This is a genomic window from Desertivirga arenae (genome assembly GCF_017355785.1).
GTDB classification, from domain to species: Bacteria; Bacteroidota; Bacteroidia; order Sphingobacteriales; family Sphingobacteriaceae; genus Desertivirga; species Desertivirga arenae.
Genome location: NZ_JAFEWE010000002.1, coordinates 546,990 through 564,383 on the forward strand (window position 1 = coordinate 546,990; position 17,394 = coordinate 564,383).

At 39.0% G+C, this 17,394-nt stretch carries 16 protein-coding genes; 11 read left to right on the plus strand and 5 right to left on the minus strand.

Annotation, left to right across the window (positions count from 1 at the left end):
* The first annotated feature begins 63 nt into the window (after positions 1–63).
* The 4 genes from J4N24_RS06305 to J4N24_RS06320 all read left to right on the plus strand — a co-directional run bounded on the left by J4N24_RS06305 (position 64) and on the right by J4N24_RS06320 (position 4,082).
* On the plus strand, positions 64–1,740 hold the full coding sequence (locus J4N24_RS06305) for a DNA polymerase/3'-5' exonuclease PolX (protein ID WP_207532810.1): 1,677 nt from the start codon (positions 64–66) through the stop codon (positions 1,738–1,740).
* Positions 1,741–1,743: 3 nt separating this feature from the next.
* Complete coding sequence (locus J4N24_RS06310) at positions 1,744–2,700, plus strand: glycosyltransferase family 9 protein (protein WP_207532811.1); 957 nt, start codon at positions 1,744–1,746, stop codon at positions 2,698–2,700.
* A gap of 148 nt (positions 2,701–2,848) precedes the next feature.
* Complete coding sequence (locus J4N24_RS06315; protein ID WP_207532812.1) at positions 2,849–3,520, plus strand: porin family protein; 672 nt, start codon at positions 2,849–2,851, stop codon at positions 3,518–3,520.
* 64 nt (positions 3,521–3,584) lie between these two features.
* A complete protein-coding gene (locus J4N24_RS06320) occupies positions 3,585–4,082 on the plus strand; it encodes a SixA phosphatase family protein (protein ID WP_242691528.1) in 498 nt (165 codons plus the stop codon).
* Positions 4,083–4,180: 98 nt separating this feature from the next.
* Here J4N24_RS06320 and dprA read toward each other — a convergent pair whose 3' ends face one another.
* Entirely contained in the window at positions 4,181–5,275 is a 1,095-nt protein-coding gene (dprA, locus tag J4N24_RS06325; RefSeq protein WP_207532813.1) for a DNA-processing protein DprA, read from the minus strand.
* Positions 5,276–5,387: 112 nt separating this feature from the next.
* On the opposite strand from dprA, the gene J4N24_RS06330 reads away from it, so the two are divergent.
* Positions 5,388–5,783, plus strand: coding sequence for a BlaI/MecI/CopY family transcriptional regulator (locus J4N24_RS06330; RefSeq protein WP_207532814.1), 396 nt, complete (start codon positions 5,388–5,390; stop codon positions 5,781–5,783).
* Between the two features lie 43 nt (positions 5,784–5,826).
* On the opposite strand, the gene rsmG is transcribed toward J4N24_RS06330, so the two are convergent.
* The 3 genes from rsmG to J4N24_RS06345 are packed head-to-tail and all read right to left on the minus strand — an operon-like array spanning position 5,827 to position 8,169.
* The gene (gene rsmG / locus J4N24_RS06335) at positions 5,827–6,459 is read right to left on the minus strand and encodes a 16S rRNA (guanine(527)-N(7))-methyltransferase RsmG (protein WP_207532815.1); all 633 of its coding nucleotides are present in this window, start codon (positions 6,457–6,459) and stop codon (positions 5,827–5,829) included.
* Positions 6,449–7,063 carry an RNA polymerase sigma factor gene (locus tag J4N24_RS06340; protein ID WP_207422689.1) on the minus strand — a complete coding sequence of 205 codons (615 nt, stop codon included), beginning with the start codon at positions 7,061–7,063 and terminating at the stop codon, positions 6,449–6,451. The genes rsmG and J4N24_RS06340 overlap by 11 nt, the downstream gene beginning before the upstream one ends.
* Positions 7,054–8,169: a glycosyltransferase gene (locus J4N24_RS06345; RefSeq protein WP_207532816.1), complete on the minus strand. Its 1,116-nt coding sequence runs from the start codon at positions 8,167–8,169 to the stop codon at positions 7,054–7,056. The genes J4N24_RS06340 and J4N24_RS06345 overlap by 10 nt, the downstream gene beginning before the upstream one ends.
* Positions 8,170–8,282: 113 nt before the next feature.
* Between J4N24_RS06345 and tgt the strand changes: the two genes are divergently transcribed.
* From tgt to J4N24_RS06370, 5 genes are all read left to right on the plus strand, one after another.
* Positions 8,283–9,413 (plus strand): tRNA guanosine(34) transglycosylase Tgt, encoded by a 1,131-nt coding sequence (tgt, locus tag J4N24_RS06350; RefSeq protein WP_207532817.1) that lies wholly within the window; start codon positions 8,283–8,285, stop codon positions 9,411–9,413.
* Between the two features lie 3 nt (positions 9,414–9,416).
* Complete coding sequence (locus tag J4N24_RS06355; protein ID WP_207532818.1) at positions 9,417–10,508, plus strand: LptF/LptG family permease; 1,092 nt, start codon at positions 9,417–9,419, stop codon at positions 10,506–10,508.
* 2 nt (positions 10,509–10,510) lie between these two features.
* A complete protein-coding gene (locus J4N24_RS06360) occupies positions 10,511–11,401 on the plus strand; it encodes a DMT family transporter (protein WP_207532819.1) in 891 nt (296 codons plus the stop codon).
* Between the two features lie 1,083 nt (positions 11,402–12,484).
* Positions 12,485–15,298, plus strand: coding sequence for a TolB-like translocation protein (locus tag J4N24_RS06365; protein WP_207532820.1), 2,814 nt, complete (start codon positions 12,485–12,487; stop codon positions 15,296–15,298).
* A gap of 2 nt (positions 15,299–15,300) precedes the next feature.
* A complete protein-coding gene (locus tag J4N24_RS06370; RefSeq protein ID WP_207532821.1) occupies positions 15,301–15,606 on the plus strand; it encodes a hypothetical protein in 306 nt (101 codons plus the stop codon).
* Positions 15,607–15,656: 50 nt separating this feature from the next.
* On the opposite strand, the gene ispE is transcribed toward J4N24_RS06370, so the two are convergent.
* Positions 15,657–16,460, minus strand: coding sequence for a 4-(cytidine 5'-diphospho)-2-C-methyl-D-erythritol kinase (ispE, locus tag J4N24_RS06375; protein WP_207532822.1), 804 nt, complete (start codon positions 16,458–16,460; stop codon positions 15,657–15,659).
* Between the two features lie 121 nt (positions 16,461–16,581).
* Here ispE and J4N24_RS06380 point away from each other — a divergent pair, with 121 nt between their 5' ends.
* On the plus strand, positions 16,582–17,376 hold the full coding sequence (locus J4N24_RS06380) for a thymidylate synthase (protein ID WP_207532823.1): 795 nt from the start codon (positions 16,582–16,584) through the stop codon (positions 17,374–17,376).
* Positions 17,377–17,394: the final 18 nt, after the last annotated feature.

The following is a 17,394-nucleotide window of genomic DNA, read 5'->3' on the forward strand; positions in this document are numbered from 1 at the left end:
ACACTAAAAGAAGATGAGATGTTTTTTGAGGGGAGATTGAGGGATATATGTATTTTTGAATCGATGGAAAATAAAAGCATAGCGAGAACCCTCAGATTGTTCAGTCAACTAATGGAACTTCATGAAGAAAATCCATTTAAGGTAAAATCGCTGGCTACAGCTGCTTTCAAGGTAGATAAACTTCCCTTCTCTATAGCAAAGAAGAGTCCTGAGGAAATCGAGAAAATAGATGGATTAGGAAAAAGCACCGCCGCAAAGGTAATCGAACTACTTCAGACCGGAGCTATTCAGGAGATGGCCGATTTAATCAAGGAAACGCCTGCAGGTGTGGTTGAAATAATGGGCATTAAGGGAGTCGGGCCGAAAAAAGTTCTTGTGATCTGGAAAGATCTTGGAATAGAGAGTATTGGAGAGCTTTACTATGCTTGTAATGAAAATCGGCTGATCGAGGCTAAAGGCTTTGGATTAAAAACCCAGGAAGAGATCCGCAAGGCAATTGAGTTTAAGGTGGCAAGTAATGGCCGGTATCTGTACGCCCAAGTAGAAGAAGTTGCCGAGTTATTAATAAAAGAAGCGACCGGACTTGCTGGAGGCATTCAGGTGTCTTTTGTGGGAGATTTCCGGAGAAGATGTGAAATCATTGATGGACTAGACTTTCTGATAGGCTGCCAAGATGCTTCGGGAATTATTTCCGACTTAAAGGAGATCCCTTATCTGAACGTCCTTGCAGAAAGTCCAGAAAAACTTGAAACAGAGCACGAAACGGGAATAAAAGCTTTATTTAATTTTTGCTCCCCTGACACCTTTAGCTATAACCTTGCTTTTCTAACAGGGGCTGAAGGCCATAATAAAGAACTGCAAAACAGACTGGAAATTGGCGATAAAAGTTTTGAAACGGAGGAGCAACTGTATGCCCAAGCTGGTCTTCCTTTTATCGAGCCCGAACTAAGAGAAGGCCTATTTGAATTTGACCTGGCAGCAGCTGGAAGAATGCCGGAACTGGTGGAATGGAAAGATCTGAAAGGAAGTCTTCACAATCATAGTACCTGGAGCGACGGAGTACATACACTGGAGGAAATGGCTCTTTTTTGCAGGGACGAACTTAAACTGGAATACCTCGGGATATCAGATCACTCTAAGTCTGCTTTCTATGCTAAAGGCTTAACCGAGGAACGTGTGATAGCTCAGCATGAAGAAATAGACAAACTAAATCTTGAGATTGAAAATTTTAGAATATTTAAGGGTATTGAATCTGATATATTATTCGACGGCTCTTTAGATTATTCTGATGAGATTTTAGCCCGCTTTGATTTTGTTGTTGCATCGATCCACTCCGTTTTCAAAATGAGTGAAGAAAAAGCTACCAGCCGTTTAGTTAAAGCGATCGAAAATCCATTTACCACTATACTTGGTCACCCTACGGGTAGGATGTTATTAACGCGAAATGGGTATCCCATCGACTATAAAAAGGTCATAGATGCTTGCGCTGCTAATGGAGTTATCATTGAAATAAATTCTAACCCTCTCCGTCTCGACCTCGACTGGCGTTGGCATCAATACGCTCTCGAAAAAGGAGTAGAACTTTCGATAAATCCTGATGCCCATAGTAAGAAAGGATTTTACGATACCCGCTACGGTATTTTAGCAGCCCGAAAGGGAGGTGTTACTGCTGCAGATTGTTTAAATGCTTTGAATTCGACAGAGATAACAGCTTACTTCAAACAAAAGAAAGGAATTTAAGAATTGAAGATTTTAATCATACGGTTTAGTTCCATTGGAGATATCGTACTTACGACCCCTGTTATCCGATGTGTTAAACAGCAGTTACCCGATTGTGAACTCCACTTTCTTAGTAAGCCTAATTTTAAAGCTGTATTAAGCAGCAATCCTTATATTGATAAGATTCATCTCCTGCAGAAGCCCCTCGCTAAAACAGTTGAAGAATTGAAGGCAGAGAAATTTGACTACGTCATTGATCTTCACAATAACCTTCGGACAAGCCTTCTCAAATTCAAACTTGGTGTCCGTTCATCGGCCTTTAACAAATTGAATATTGAAAAGTGGCTTTTGGTTAACTTTAAGATCAACAAAATGCCAAACAAACACATTGTAGACCGGTATTTGGAAGCGGCAGCTCCTCTCGGAGTTACGAATGATGGAAAGGGTCTGGATTACTTTTTGGAGAAGGAAAGAAATGTGCAGGAACTACTTCCTGCTTCTCATTTAAATTATGTTGCTTTCGTAACCGGGGCCCAACACGCTACTAAAAGACTTCCTTTACATAAGATCGTTGAGATCTGCCGTCTTATCAACAAACCCGTTGTGCTTTTGGGCGGAAAAGACGAAATGGACCAGGGTGCAGAAATCGCCAGGGAAAGTGGGGCTCACGTGTTTAATGGTTGCGGGAGATTCTCGCTGGATGAGTCGGCTTTTTTAGTTAGGGAGGCAGAATCAGTTATTACCCACGATACCGGATTAATGCATATTGCGGCTGCTTTCAACAAGCGTATCATCTCTGTATGGGGCAATACTGTACCCGAACTGGGCATGTATCCTTACAAAACAGAGGATCAGAAAATTTTTGAAGTTAAGGGCCTAAAATGCCGGCCTTGTTCCAAGATCGGATATAAAAAATGTCCATTGGGACATTTCAAATGCATGAATGAGCAGAATTCTAAAGGTATTGCAGATTGCATATAAAGTTGTATACTTGCAGCTGAAATTCATGCTTTGTCACAATTAAATAAACAGAATATCGACAGATAGATCCTAATTTCCCAAATAGGCCTAAACATCCTATTCCCAACATTGCTCACAATTAAATTAATTATCACATATCTTTTAAACAATGAAAAAACTATTTTTCACAGCTATGATGCTGGTTGCTGGTTCAAGCTTATTTGCACAAACAAAATTCGGACTTAAAGCAGGGGTTAATTTTGCAAACATGACTCAAAAAGACGATGGTTCTAATGTTAGTACAAGCGCTTCATCAAGATTAACTTATAACTTAACGGGATACTTAGAGATTCCTCTTAGTGAGAGCATATTTTTTCAACCCGGCCTATCTCTCATGGGAAAGGGCTATAAGGCAGAGGCTAGTGAAGAACTATTCGACATTACTGTTAAAGGCGAAGAAAAGACAGATTTAATGTATTTGGAAGTACCCTTGAACGCGGTTAAAAAATTTGATGTCGGAACCGGAAAGTTCTTTGTTGGCGCAGGTCCATATATAGCCTATGGCCTTTCAGGAAAATATAAGATTTCAATGACAGGACCTGATGAAGACGGCAAGACAATCACAGAAAGCGATGAAGGGGATATTAATTTTGGAACTGGAGATGATGATGATGTAAAGCCACTCGACATGGGCTTAAATTTTCTTGCTGGATATCAACTTGGTAATGGAATCAGTTTAAATGGTAGCTATGGATTAGGTTTGACAAATCTAGCGCAAAAAGACAGTGGCAGCACGCTTAAAAATAAAGTATTCTCTATCTCTCTGGGATTCTTATTTTAATCAATAGAATTTTCATAAACTTACAGCCCGGAAAACTTCCGGGCTATTTTTTTGCTTAATTATTATGAAAAAACTATTACTTGTCCGACACGCTAAGTCAGATTGGAACGAACCGAAGCTTTCGGATTTTGACAGACCGCTCAATGCCCGTGGTAATAAGAACGCGACCGAAATGGCAGACAGGCTTTTGCAAAAACATATTATCCCGGAAAAAATAGTAAGTAGTCCTGCTAAACGCGCCTACACTACCGCGAAATACTTCGCCAAAACTTTCAATATCGACAAAGAACAGATAGAGAAGGTAGAAGGTATTTATGAAGCGAGCGCCCACGAACTTCTAAATATTGTTAACCAATTAGATAACACAAAAAACTTCATTGCCCTTTTTGGACATAACCCAGGGATTACCACTCTTGCTGTCGGTTTATGCGGCACTTATATTTCCAATATCCCAACTTGCGGAATGGTCTTAATAGAATTTCCGTTTGATGACTGGGCGATGGTAAGCTACGATACGGGAAAGGAGTTATTATACGACTATCCAAAAAGTGGTGACGATTAGAATAAATGCCATAACCGGGTAGATAAGGTTCCCTCTAACTATTGTAATTTAAATCATTGAACTTCAAGCCGAATTGTTCTACGTAGAACGTGGAACATTTAAGCGAGTTTATACATTTTACCCGGAAGACCTGTCAGTACTCCTTTCATTTCAAGATTCAGCAATGTGACAACCAGCTTGCTTTGCGGCATTTCTGCCAGCACTGATAGCTCGTCTACTCCCGCAGTTTTCCTGATACCAAGTATTTCAACAATTCTTTGCTCCTCCGGCTCTAATGCTAAGATCAGGCTCAGTTGTTTGAGAGATTCAACATCTTCGGGCGGATTCCATCCCAGCAGGTATTCAATATCCCTTATACCTGTTATAAGGTTTGCCCGGTTTGTTTTAATCAGATGATTACACCCTGCCGAGTACTCATTATTGACATCGCCGGGATAAGCAAATACATCCCTGTTATAGGAATCAGCCAGTTCCGCAGTGATTAATGCACCACCTGTTAAACTTGCTTCAACGATTATCGTAGCATCTGTCATTCCTGCCACTATCCGGTTTCGCTTTGGAAAGTTCTCTCTATCCGGGTTAGTCTCCGAGAGGAACTCAGTCAAAATACCTCCGCTGCTTACCATTTTCTCTGCTATTGATCGATGCTGAGCCGGATAGATCCTGTCAAGCCCATGCCCTACTACTCCTACCGTAGGTACCTCATTTTTCAGGCACTCACGATGAGCAATTCCATCAATTCCATGAGCAAGCCCACTTACTACTACCACATCATGTTTCTTCAGATCTTCCACAAGCTTCTGAGTTAGCTCCTTTCCGTAGGCTGTAGCCCTCCTCGTCCCCACAATACTTATGATCTTGCTATGGTTTAAGTTTGCATTGCCTTTATAATATAAAAGTACCGGGGCGTCATAGCAATTCCTTAATCTTTGCGGGTAACTCTCATCCGCTATGAAAAAGGTCTGTATTTTATATCGTTCAATAAATTCTATTTCCTTCTCTGCACGCTTAAAAAATTCCTTTTGACGAATATTTTGAGCTGTCTTTTCCCCTATTCCAGGAATAGCCATTAGTTGAGCTTTACTGGCTGTAAATAATTCTTCAACACCTCCAAAATGCTTTAATAAGAGCTTTGAATTCACCGATCCTACGCCGGGAATAAGGGTTAATGCGATTTGCTGTAAAAGAGACATAAGGTTCTGAAAACAGGTCCATAAAATAAACTATAGAAGTAGTTTGGAAACTACTTCTATGGTTTATACCTTCATCTAAGCGAACTATTTTTATAGTTCAATCAGATTTAGCATGAAAGATAAGAGTAAAAATCTTATTAAAGAACTTACAAAAGCAGAAGAACAGATAATGCGCATTCTCTGGCGACTGAAAGAAGGGATTGTAAAAGAGATCATTGAAGAAATACCTGAACCTAAACCCGCTTATAATACGGTATCAACTGTTATACGGGTGTTAGAAACAAAAGGCTTTGTAGATCACAAAGTTTATGGCAGCTCGCACATCTACTACCCGATTGTAGCAGAGAAAGACTATAAAGCTTTCGCATTTGATAAGATCTTCAGCAACTACTTCAATAATTCCTATAAGCAGCTTGTTACCTTTCTCGTAGACGAAAAGCAAATTGGAGAAGATGAAATTAAGGAGTTAACACAAATGGTGGAACAACTAAAAAACAAAAAAGAATGAACTTTATCTCTCTATTAGAAGGCATAGCAAGTCTTCCAGGTACCTATTGCGCAGGTAAATAAACGACAAACTTTGTCTCGAAAAAGTCTTCCTTAAAATATTTCGACAAAGGATATAGCTCGATATCCTTCAATCTCGATTCTTTCAACTCTTGTTCCAGATCACCTCCTTTGAGGTAAAGTACACCATTGGGCAATTTGTTCAATGGTTTTTTGTCGAACTTCCCTCTGATCCATGGATAAAAATCTTTCAACTGGGTAACAGCTCTTGAAACAATGAAATTAAACTTCTCATCGATCTGCTCAGCGCGGGCGTGAGAGGACTTCAGGTTCTGCAAGTGCAAAGCTTTGGCAACTTCAGTTACCACCTTTATTTTTTTTCCTATAGAATCGACGAGGTGGAAAGATGTGTCAGGAAATAAGATAGCTAAAGGAATACCCGGAAAACCTCCTCCTGTACCAACATCCATAACCTTTTCGCCAGGCTTGAACTCTATAACTTTAGCAATTCCCAGGGAATGAAGAATATGCCGAAGGTAGAGACTTTCTATATCCTTACGGGAAATTACGTTGATCTGGGAATTCCAGAAGGTATAAAGCTCTTCGAGCTTATTGAACTGATCTTTCTGAGTATCAGTTAAATTTGGAAAATAATTAAAAATAATATCAGAAGTCACTTCCTGGGGCTTTCTTCCTGCGGTTAATAATGTTTGATAATAAATCTCTTGCCCTGAATAACTGTGCTTTTACTGTTCCCAAAGGTAGATCAAGTTGCTGTGCAATTTCCTCGTACGACTGCTCGTCAAAGTAGCGCAACATGATCAGAGTTTTATACCGCAAAGGTAGCTTATCTACAATTATCTTTAGCTGTTCCTGCTGCTGTTTTTTAATAGAGGTTTCTTCTGGATTGAGGGTGTCCGATTTTATTTGTAAGGGTCTGTCATCTCCCTCATCGTCAACCATTGAATTTATAGATACCAGATTGATTCTCTTCTTCCGGATAAAATCGATACAGTTATTGGTAGCGATCCTGAAAAGCCACGTACTGAAGGCGAAGTCAGGTTTATATTTCTCAATATTTTCAAAGGCTTTCCCAAATGTCTCCACCGTAAGATCCATCGCGTCGTCCTTGTTATTCACCATTTTCAACGCCATGAAATAGATTGAGTCTTTGTACCGTTGCATTAGCTCAGCATACGCTTTTTGATCGCCTTCTTTAGCCCTTCCAACAAGGTTAAAATCGTTTAATGCGTTAGCCGAAAAGTTCGGATTTACTTCCATTTGATCTTCTTCTTAAATAAAGAAATTATGCTTAGGACGAGTATATAAAAATTATAAATCAAATCCAATGCCGGAAACCACCAAATCAAATCTTTACAATTAAGACGCTTAAAAACAGGAGCATAAATAAATATCTGCACCAGAAAGCGAATTAAAAAAAAGGAAAGTATTACATACCATTGTGCATTTATCAGTACAAGTATCCCCAATAGCAAATAAAATGCAAGAGCAGAACCCGCCTGAAAAGAAAGCATTCGTTTGTGAGAGGCTTTGTAAACTTTACCCGCTCCCATGTGCCTTATCTTCTGTGTAAAATAGGAGGAAAATGAGGTCTTCGGCTCAGACCACACATGACTTTCCGGATCAATTTCTATGACTGTGTTCCGGGAAGAGGCGTTTTGATTTACGAACAGATCGTCGTCACCAGAGGGAATATGCATGTGGGCCGCAAAACCTTTCCCTTTGAAAAATAAAGATTTAGTATAGGCAAGATTTCTGCCTACTCCCATATAAGGTTTCCCGGCAAGAGAGAAAGAAAGGTAATTAAGCGCTGTAAAAAACGTTTCAAACCTTATCAGTTTATTTAAAAATCCTTTCCTGACTATATATGGAGAATATCCCAGGACGATCTCTGTTGATCCGTCGAAATTCTCCTGCATTTTCCTTATCCAGTTATTACTGGCAGGTTTACAATCTGCATCGGTAAAAAGCAAGTGCTCGTGGGAAGCTGCCTTTATACCTAAGGTAACCGCAAACTTCTTTCCATGTTTAAATCGGGTATGTTCATTAATGGTTACCACTTTGAGATTTTTGTACTTAAGGGAGAATTCCCTCAAAACGAGGTCAGACTCATCCACAGAACAATCGTTAACAACAACAACCTCAAAATCAGGGTAGTCCTGTTCAAGCACAAAAGGCAAATAGTTTCTTAGGTTCTCTTCTTCATTCCGGGCACAAATAATTACAGAAACGGGATGGGTACTATCAGCCTTCTCTGTTCGTTTATAACTTCCCAGACGCTTCTGAATAACTAGCAGATAGTAAAGCTGGAGCAGGAAGGCAATTTGAAATAGAGCGAAAACTATTATATAAAGATAATCAGCCAATGCTTAAAATTTTAAAGAAAGCGCAAAGGTCTGTTTTTTAGACAACATTTTACACATACAAAATATTTTAGAAGTTAAAGGCCAAGCTATTTTGCTATTTTTGCAAGCTTAAAATGAAATTCAAATTACAGGCAACCGATAATTTATCAAAAGCCAGAGCCGGAGAGATCACCACAGATCACGGTACTATAAAAACCCCTATTTTCATGCCTGTTGGAACCGCAGGCTCTGTTAAAGCTGTGCATCAAAGGGAGCTGAAGGAAGACATAAAGGCACAGATCATCTTAGGAAATACTTATCATTTGTATCTCCGACCGGGATTAAATACTCTGGAGCAGGCTGGAGGACTTCATAAGTTCAATGGCTGGGACAAACCTATCCTGACTGATAGCGGTGGATACCAGGTATATTCCCTAACCGAAGTTAGAAAAATAAAGGAGGAAGGAGTTACTTTCCGCTCCCATATAGACGGATCGAAACATCTTTTTACTCCTGAAAATGTAATGGATATTCAGCGCATCATTGGGGCAGATATTATCATGGCCTTTGATGAATGTACTCCTTATCCATGCGATTATCGATACGCGAGCAAATCGCTGGATATGACACATCGCTGGCTGAAACGCTGCTGCGACCGTTTTGACGCTACTGAACCTAAATATGGATATTCGCAGACGCTATTCCCTATTGTTCAGGGCTCGGTTTACAAAGATTTGAGGGAGAAGTCTGCTGAAGTAGTTGCTTCATTTAACCGGGAAGGAAATGCAATCGGAGGTTTATCCGTTGGCGAACCAGCTGAAGAGATGTATGCTATGACTGAGATCGTCTGTAACATACTACCTCATGAAAAGCCTCGTTACTTAATGGGTGTTGGTACTCCTGTTAACATTCTTGAGAATATTGCTCTGGGTATTGATATGTTTGATTGTGTTATGCCTACACGCAACGCAAGGAATGGGATGCTGTTCACAAAAAATGGTATAATTAATATCAGGAATGAAAAATGGAAGAACGATTTTTCTCCCATCGAGGCAGATAGCGATCTCTTCGCAGACCTTACCTATACCAAGGCCTACCTGAGGCACTTAATGATTTCAAAAGAGATATTGGGCGCACAAATCGCTACTCTTCATAATTTGCATTTCTATCTTTGGCTGGTGGGAGAAGCAAGAGAAAAGATTGTTAGCGGAGAGTTTTACGAATGGAAGAACAAGATGGTAAAACAGCTTGCCCAGCGACTATAATTTATGCTGAACAGATATATAAAGCTTATTGACTGGTATATTATCAAGAAGTATTTAGGTACATTCTTTTTTACCATGGTCATCTTCTCTGTGGTTGTTGTGATTTTTGATGTATCGGAAAAGCTTGATGACTTTTTAAAGCATGAAGCACCTTTGTCTAAAATCATTTTTCAGTATTATGCTGGCTTCATTCCATTTTACCTGAATTTCCTTTCACCTCTTATCAATTTCATTGCCGTAATTTTTTTTACAGCTAAAATGGCCGACCAAACAGAGATAGTACCGATCCTTTGCGGAGGCGTGAGCTTCAATCGCTTTCTCTGGCCATATTTTGTATCCTCTTTCATCATATTCTTCATTACACTGGTCTTTAATCTCTTTATTATCCCTGAAACCAATCAGCTTAAGATTGACTTCGAGAACAAGTATATTAATCCTAAAAGCGATAACAACAAGATGTATACGCACATGCAGCTTGACAAAAACACTTACATATACATCGAAAACTTCGATAATAATCAAAAAGTGGGCTACAAGTTTTCGCTGGAGAAATTCAAAGGAGATTCTTTGGTTGAGAAAACAATGGCAGAACGTATCGTTTGGGATTCTTTAAAGAGAAAATGGGATTTGGAAACGTACTCCATCCGTAAGATTGATAATCTGAAGGAGTCGATGAGCTATGGCGAAAAGAAACAAGTGAACCTTGACGTAAAACCAGTTGACTTCGAGCTCTTCGACAACATTTATGAAGCCATGGATATGAAGCAACTCAACACCAGGATCGAACAGGAAAAGATCCGGGGTACCGGGATAATGGAAATTTTACAGCTTGAAAAATACAAGCGCTTTGTATACCCTCTTTCCTCCTTCGTCCTAACCCTGATGGGAGTTTCATTATCTTCAAGAAAGGTTAGAGGGGGAATTGGTTTGCCCCTTGGGATAGGTATTTTCTTAAGCTTTGCGTATATCCTGTTTATTCAATTCTCCACAATGTTTTCCCTAAAGGGAGGCCTTCCTCCTATTGTTGCCGTATTCATTCCAAACACTATTTTCGGCATTCTGGGTTTCTATCTTCTGGCTAAAGCGCCAAAATAACAATGACATATTTAAGATCTGCTGTGCAGCGCAACAAGAGTTTGTTGACGCTGCACATAACTGTATTTGTATGGGGTTTTACAGGCATACTTGGAGCCCTGATTTCAATCCCAGCAACCTATCTCGTATGGTATCGGGTATTAATTGCTTTTATAAGTATCTATGCCTGGTTTAGAATAAAAAAAACCTCACTAAAGGTCGACACAAACAGCTTTGTTAAACTGTTCCTTACGGGACTAATACTGGGAGGCCACTGGATCCTGTTCTTTTACTCCATTAAAATTTCTACTGTATCAGTAACCCTTGTTAGCCTTTCTTCCATAACCCTATTTACATCCATTTTAGAACCTCTTTTCAGCAAATCCAAAATCGCAAAACTGGAGGTACTGATAGGCTGCCTTATCATTGCCGGAATATATTTAATATTTAAATTTGAACATCAATACACCCTCGGCATCCTTACAGGGCTTGCAAGCGCGCTTTGTGCAAGCATCTTTTCTATAATCAATTCAAAGCAAGTTAAAACAATCCAGCCAGCGGTAATTAGCTTCTATGAACTGTTTGGCGCCTGGTGCTGGTTGTCATTATACTTCCTGATTACAAGAGGATTTAATAGTGCCATGCTATTGAATGGAAAAGACTTATTCTTTCTGCTGATCCTGGGCATCCTATGCACTGCTGTTGCCTACGTTGCTGGTGTGTCAGTGATGAAAGAACTTTCAGCATTCAGAGTAGCCCTAATTACAAATCTTGAGCCCATATATGGAATTATAATAGCATTTCTGATATTCGGAAAGAAAGAGCAAATGAGTCTCGGATTCTACGGGGGGACTGTGTTAATACTAGGTTCTATATTCCTTTATCCGTATATAAGGAAGCGATTGAATAAATAACATACTACAGTTCTATCTGTGTCATAACTAGCCTAAAACTCTCACTTTACTAATGATTTTAACATCAATAAAAGAACCAGAAACTAGAAACAACACACAACATATTATAAGGCCTATTGAGATGATCAATAGGCCTTAGTTCTTTTCATATCATCAAATAAAACTCTGTAGATAAACGTCGACTATAAAGAACAATAATGGCTTTCCAAATCAAACGAGTAAAGGAAACAAAAGGCAAATTCGATCCAAACAAACACATTAAACAGGTCAACATTAACAAACATATTAATAAACATTTACCTACTTACAAGAAGGAAAATTTTCATTAATACACCCATGTTCCCAAACAGGAACAGTTAAACGAATGAGAAATATTATAGATTAATTATAACTCCAATCACTAAAAAAACACCAACAAATACAACACGAACTAGTTTATAATGGAGTAGAATAAGATGAAATAAAACATTCCATATGGAGCCTTTAGTACATCAAAAAAGAGAAGTAAAATCAACAGTTTAATAAGATAAAATAGACTAAAAATACTATTATGCAACTATTAATTTCGGTGAGACTTAAGTATAAAAATTAAAAAATCTGCAGTGATATTATCTTCAAATAAAAAACCAAATCCATGGAAAATCTGCAAAACAGACACTAAAATAAATGCCTTAAATTTCTCCAATATTTACTATTTATATTAATATTTCAAACGTATTATTGCATTGTTAGCAGTATAAAAAATCCAAGAATTTTATCGGTATAACGAAGCTCTAATCTTGACCTAAATTCACCTAGAACCAATTTTATAAGGTATACCGCCGGGTAGCATAGACCAAAATAAATCGACTCTAAAAACTTTAAATAACAGAATAAGTATTTATATTAGAATGATCATAAAATTCGATAAAAATTAGAAATAAATTGAATTATGATCAAGAAAAGGTAAATTATATTAATAAAATAATCGACTCTTTACCAGTACTATAAACAACTTATTAGAAATAATAAGTATAGATAATCAGCAAATTTAAGATAAAATAATACTAATGATTTTAGCAAAGGACTAAATACAGGCGTTAAATGAGAAATAAAATATTAGTTTTCAAAGTATTGACATTATTAACCTTAAGCATAAGTTCTAACATAGCTTTTTCTCAGGTGTTCTCGGCAGATCAGAACCCTCCTACCCTCAAATGGCATCAAATAAACACCAGTAATTTTCAAATTATTTATCCTGTTGAAGTTGAAATTGAAGCACAACGAATGGCCAATACTCTTGAAAATATTATTGGTAGAGTAAGTAAATCATTAAACAAAACGCCAAAAAAAATAAGTATAATTTTACAGAATCAGGGAACTACATCAAATGGTTTCGTTCAGCTAGCACCAAGAAGATCTGAGTTCTATACAATGCCTTCCCAAGCCTTCGATTTTCAAAATTGGCTAAATAGTCTTGCTGTTCACGAGATGCGTCATGTCGTTCAATTTGACAAGCTCACAGGCCGGTACAACTCGCCGGTTTTTGAAACACTTGCCCTCGCTATATTTGGAATAAATCTCCCGCCTTGGTTCTACGAAGGAGATGCAGTAAACATTGAAACATCTTTAACAAAAGCAGGACGAGGAAAACAACCAGAATGGCCTATTTACCTTCGATCAAATCTCTTAAACAAAAGAAAATTTAGCTACTCTAAAAATTACTTTGGATCCTATAAAGACTTCACTCCAGGCTATTACCAGCTTGGACATTTTATGAATTCAAAACTGAGAAGAGACAATGGAGGTAACATTATGGATAGTCTGTTTTCTCGAATGTCATCCTTCCCCATCAGGCCTTTCAATCTTAGTAATTCTATTAAGAAATTTACGGGACTTACAACAAGAAAGCTCCACGATTCCACCATGGATGAACTTCAGAATTTGTGGCAACATCAGGTGGATAAAAACCACACAACAACTTATTCTTCTTTAAACAAAAGATCGGATAATACCCCCTCTCACTTTCTTTTTCCTACAGCTATTGAAGACGGACGAATCCTGTATCTAAAGGAAAGTAAAGGAGAAACTCCTTCCTTATTTTTGATGGATAAAAACGGGAGATCAAAGAAGATTTTCAGAATAGGATATCAGGAAAATCCATGGCTTAGTTATAGTTCAGGAAAGATCGTTTGGGACGAATCAAGAACCGCAATTCGTTACCAGCAACAATCCTTTAATGTTATTAATATCTATGATATAAAAAGAAAAAAAGCAAGGCAGCTAACTCATCATTCCAGGATGTTCGCTCCGGCACTTTCGCCTAAGGCTGATGTTATTGCTGCAGTCGACATTTCCTATTCCAATCGTATTTCTATAGTAGAGTTGGATGCTAATTCGGGTAAAGAATTAAAGCGTTACCCGAGTCCCCAAAACTATATGTTGCAAATGCCATCATTCAATTCCAGAGGAGACAAATTGGTGATCGTAGGAATCGGGACTACAGGAAAAACACTCTTTGAACTCGACAGGAAATCTGGTAGCTTCCGCCAGTTAATTCCACTGCAATTCCAGGAAATACTAAAGCCTGTCTATGTGAACGAAGACATCGTTTTCAAAGCCCACTATAACGGACTGGACAATTTGTATAGATTGGATACGAATGGTGAAATATACCAATTAACATCAGCGAGACTGGGCGCTTTTAATCCTTCTTTCGATGCACAGCGACAACAGCTTCTATTTAACAACTTTGTTTATAAAGGGCAGGATATCTCAAGCCTTCCCTGGAAACCGCAGATGGGAAAAAAAATTAAAATGGTAGAGGATACTTTCGTAGATTATTCAAAACCTTTGTACTATCAGGAAGGAGCTGATGACGTGTTTGACAGCATTCCTAACAGGAAGTTCAGCTCCAGCCGTTACTCCGATCTCCAGCTTCGGAACCTATTCTATTTCCACAGCGTTTACCCCTTGGCCGGCGATGGCATAACCGGACTGGAACTCCGTTCTGATAATAAATTAAATACTATTGGAGTTTATGGCGACTATCAATACAACTCATCGTTGAAGAAGAGCGAATATGGTGCTGGTTTCGAATTCAAAAAATACTATCCTATCCTTACTGTTGATTACTTCAACTCGGCCGACTTTATTTATCGTCGTGGAGAAACGACTCCTGTGACCTGGAGACAGCATGAGATCAAAGCAGAACTAACGATCCCCTTTAACTTTAACAAATTTAATTATGGATATAGTGCCGGATTTAAAACAGGGACTAGTTATTCACGCAAGTACGACATCGACAGGCCTTTCAACGCGCTCCCCTCAGAGATAAAGTTCCCGATGCATTATCAAATTTACGCCAGAAGGTCGAGCATAAGAAGCTCAAGAGATCTCGCCCCTAAATGGGCCCAAAGCATCACCCTTGATTACCGTCACTTTCCATTCGAAAACTTCTTTGAAGGAGACCTTTTCACCTTCAAAAGCTCATTCTATTTCCCCGGAATATTCAGGAACCATTCCTTCCAGGCCTCTTTCAATTGGCAAAAGTCAGATGGAGATTATGCGCTAACAACTGATATCTCCAGGATCAGAGGGTATAGTTTTTCGCGAACTTCAAGCTCTCCCGATAATACCCTTCTACTCAACTACCGGTTCCCCGTTTTTTATCCCGACTGGCAGCTTGGTCCATTGGCTTATATAAAACGAATTAAAGCTGGTTTTTTCTCAGACTTTCAAGATGTGAAACGAGGTAATGAATTTGCACCAAAATCTTTCGGAATGGAATTACGCGCCGATATGAACCTGCTGAGATTTTATCTTCCAAACTTTGATATTGGTGAAAGAATTATTTTTTTGAATGAGAAACCTAATCAAAATCCTATATTCGAATTCATGGCGACTTATAGTTTTTAAAGATGAGGGCAAAGACAGTTTTTATAATTATAATTACAGCTGTAGTGACTGCTATCCTGGTTAATAATACCAGGGATATGGACCTATGGCTTTTTGGTGTCCGTAAATTTCCCAAGCTCGGAGTGCTTGGTTCAATGCTTGCTGCTGGCTTTATTTTGGGACTGATAGTAAGACCCGGGACTTCCCGAAAATCAGCAAAGTCTGAAGCAGAAGAAATACCAAAAGAATATCTAGAAGAAGATGAAACAACTCCGTATTTGAAGAAAACATCGGCTTTGAGCGAAGAAGACCGGGATTATATAAGTTAATGCAGGATTGGACGGAGCCAGTAGAAAAACTAGACCGTCCAACCGATACCTTAAATATTATAAAACACCTCGTTACTGGTTTCTAACTCGGGTAAGGTTAATTCCTTTTCAAAGATCCCGTAAACAGAAGCCCCGCTACCACTCATGGAAGCATATAAAGCACCTGCTTCATAAAGCGCGGATTTTACCCCTCTTATCGAAGGATGATTAGTAAAGATAGATGCTTCAAAATCATTCTTGACGTGGTACTTCCACTCGCCTACTGGCAGTTTTATCAAATCCTTTAATGATTCCTTAGGTATCTGAGGTTTCACGCCCCGGTAAGCTTCTCCGGTAGAAACATGTACCGGGGGCATCACTAATACGAGGTAATAGGATCTAAGATCCAGAACAATATTATCAAACTCATCCCCTTTACCAAAAGCAAATACAGGCTCGTTCTTCACAAAAAAAGCACAATCAGCACCTAATCGCCTTGCATAAGTTTGCATACGCTCTGTACTTAAACCCAATTCAAATTTCTCATTCATCAAACGGATAAAAAAAGCTGCATCTGCTGAACCACCACCGAGACCGGCACCAATAGGAATTCCCTTATGAAGATGGATACCAACCGGCGGAATACCAAAATCGTCTTTCAACAAATGCCAGGCTTTAAGACACAGATTTTCATTTGCATGACCGGGAATTTCGATCCCGGTAGCGGTAAACGTAAGCTCTGCCCCTTCTATCACTTCCAGGGCATCTTTAATTTGGATCGGATAAAAGACCGTTTCCAGATTATGGTAACCATCACTTCGTCTATTCAGTATATTGAGACCAATGTTGATCTTTGCGTTTGGGAAAACTATCATTCGAATGCAGAAATGTTATATCAATTTTTCGCAGGACCGTAAAAATACATTTTCTTTGTGGGATAAGGTAAACGACCTGAGAGCAAAAGAAAAAGCGGCAGGCATTGGCTGAGGAATACAAATGAAACAATATCTTGACTTAATGAAGCATGTGCTGGAGAACGGCACACAGAAACATGACAGGACCGGTACCGGAACAATAAGCGTTTTTGGGCATCAGATGCGCTTTAACCTGGAGGATGGCTTTCCTTTAGTAACTACTAAAAAATTGCACTTACGTTCCATTATACACGAACTTATCTGGTTTCTGAAAGGCGACACCAATATAAAGTACCTAAAAGACAACGGTGTAAGTATTTGGGATGAATGGGCGGATGAGAACGGAGAGCTGGGACCGGTGTACGGATACCAGTGGAGATCCTGGCCCACACCGGATGGCAGGCATATCGATCAGATCACCCAGGTAATTAAACAGATTAAAAATACACCTGACTCCAGGAGATTGATTGTATCCGCATGGAACGTGGCCGATGTTGATAAGATGAAGCTTCCTCCCTGTCACAGCTTTTTCCAATTCTATGTAGCAGATGGTAAACTCAGTTGTCAACTCTACCAGAGAAGTGCCGACATTTTTCTCGGTGTGCCTTTTAATATCGCGTCTTATGCTTTGTTAACTATGATGGTAGCACAGGTATGTAACCTCAAGCCAGGAGAGTTTATCCATACATTAGGCGACGCACATCTATACAACAATCACCTCGAGCAGACAAGACTCCAGCTAACAAGGGATCCAAAGCCTCTTCCTACGATGAAACTAAATCCCGGGATCAAAAATATATTTGATTTCAAGTTCGAGGATTTTGCACTGGAGAACTACGAACATCATCCTCACATCAAAGCACCTGTTGCCGTATAACCATAATCGATTAAACTA

Bases quoted from the DNA above. Each gene is read 5' to 3' on its own strand.
- J4N24_RS06370 (WP_207532821.1), top strand. From the start codon at position 15,301: ATGAGGGCAAAGACAGTTTTTATAATTATAATTACAGCTGTAGTGACT.
- J4N24_RS06380 (WP_207532823.1), top strand. From the start codon at position 16,582: ATGAAACAATATCTTGACTTAATGAAGCATGTGCTGGAGAACGGCACA.
- ispE (WP_207532822.1), bottom strand. From the start codon at position 16,460: ATGATAGTTTTCCCAAACGCAAAGATCAACATTGGTCTCAATATACTG.
- J4N24_RS06315 (WP_207532812.1), top strand. From the start codon at position 2,849: ATGAAAAAACTATTTTTCACAGCTATGATGCTGGTTGCTGGTTCAAGC.
- tgt (WP_207532817.1), top strand. From the start codon at position 8,283: ATGAAATTCAAATTACAGGCAACCGATAATTTATCAAAAGCCAGAGCC.
- J4N24_RS06360 (WP_207532819.1), top strand. From the start codon at position 10,511: ATGACATATTTAAGATCTGCTGTGCAGCGCAACAAGAGTTTGTTGACG.
- J4N24_RS06320 (WP_242691528.1), top strand. From the start codon at position 3,585: ATGAAAAAACTATTACTTGTCCGACACGCTAAGTCAGATTGGAACGAA.
- dprA (WP_207532813.1), bottom strand. From the start codon at position 5,275: ATGTCTCTTTTACAGCAAATCGCATTAACCCTTATTCCCGGCGTAGGA.
- J4N24_RS06340 (WP_207422689.1), bottom strand. From the start codon at position 7,063: ATGGAAGTAAATCCGAACTTTTCGGCTAACGCATTAAACGATTTTAAC.
- J4N24_RS06355 (WP_207532818.1), top strand. From the start codon at position 9,417: ATGCTGAACAGATATATAAAGCTTATTGACTGGTATATTATCAAGAAG.
- J4N24_RS06305 (WP_207532810.1), top strand. From the start codon at position 64: ATGGAAAATAAAAGCATAGCGAGAACCCTCAGATTGTTCAGTCAACTA.
- J4N24_RS06365 (WP_207532820.1), top strand. From the start codon at position 12,485: ATGAGAAATAAAATATTAGTTTTCAAAGTATTGACATTATTAACCTTA.
- J4N24_RS06330 (WP_207532814.1), top strand. From the start codon at position 5,388: ATGAAAGATAAGAGTAAAAATCTTATTAAAGAACTTACAAAAGCAGAA.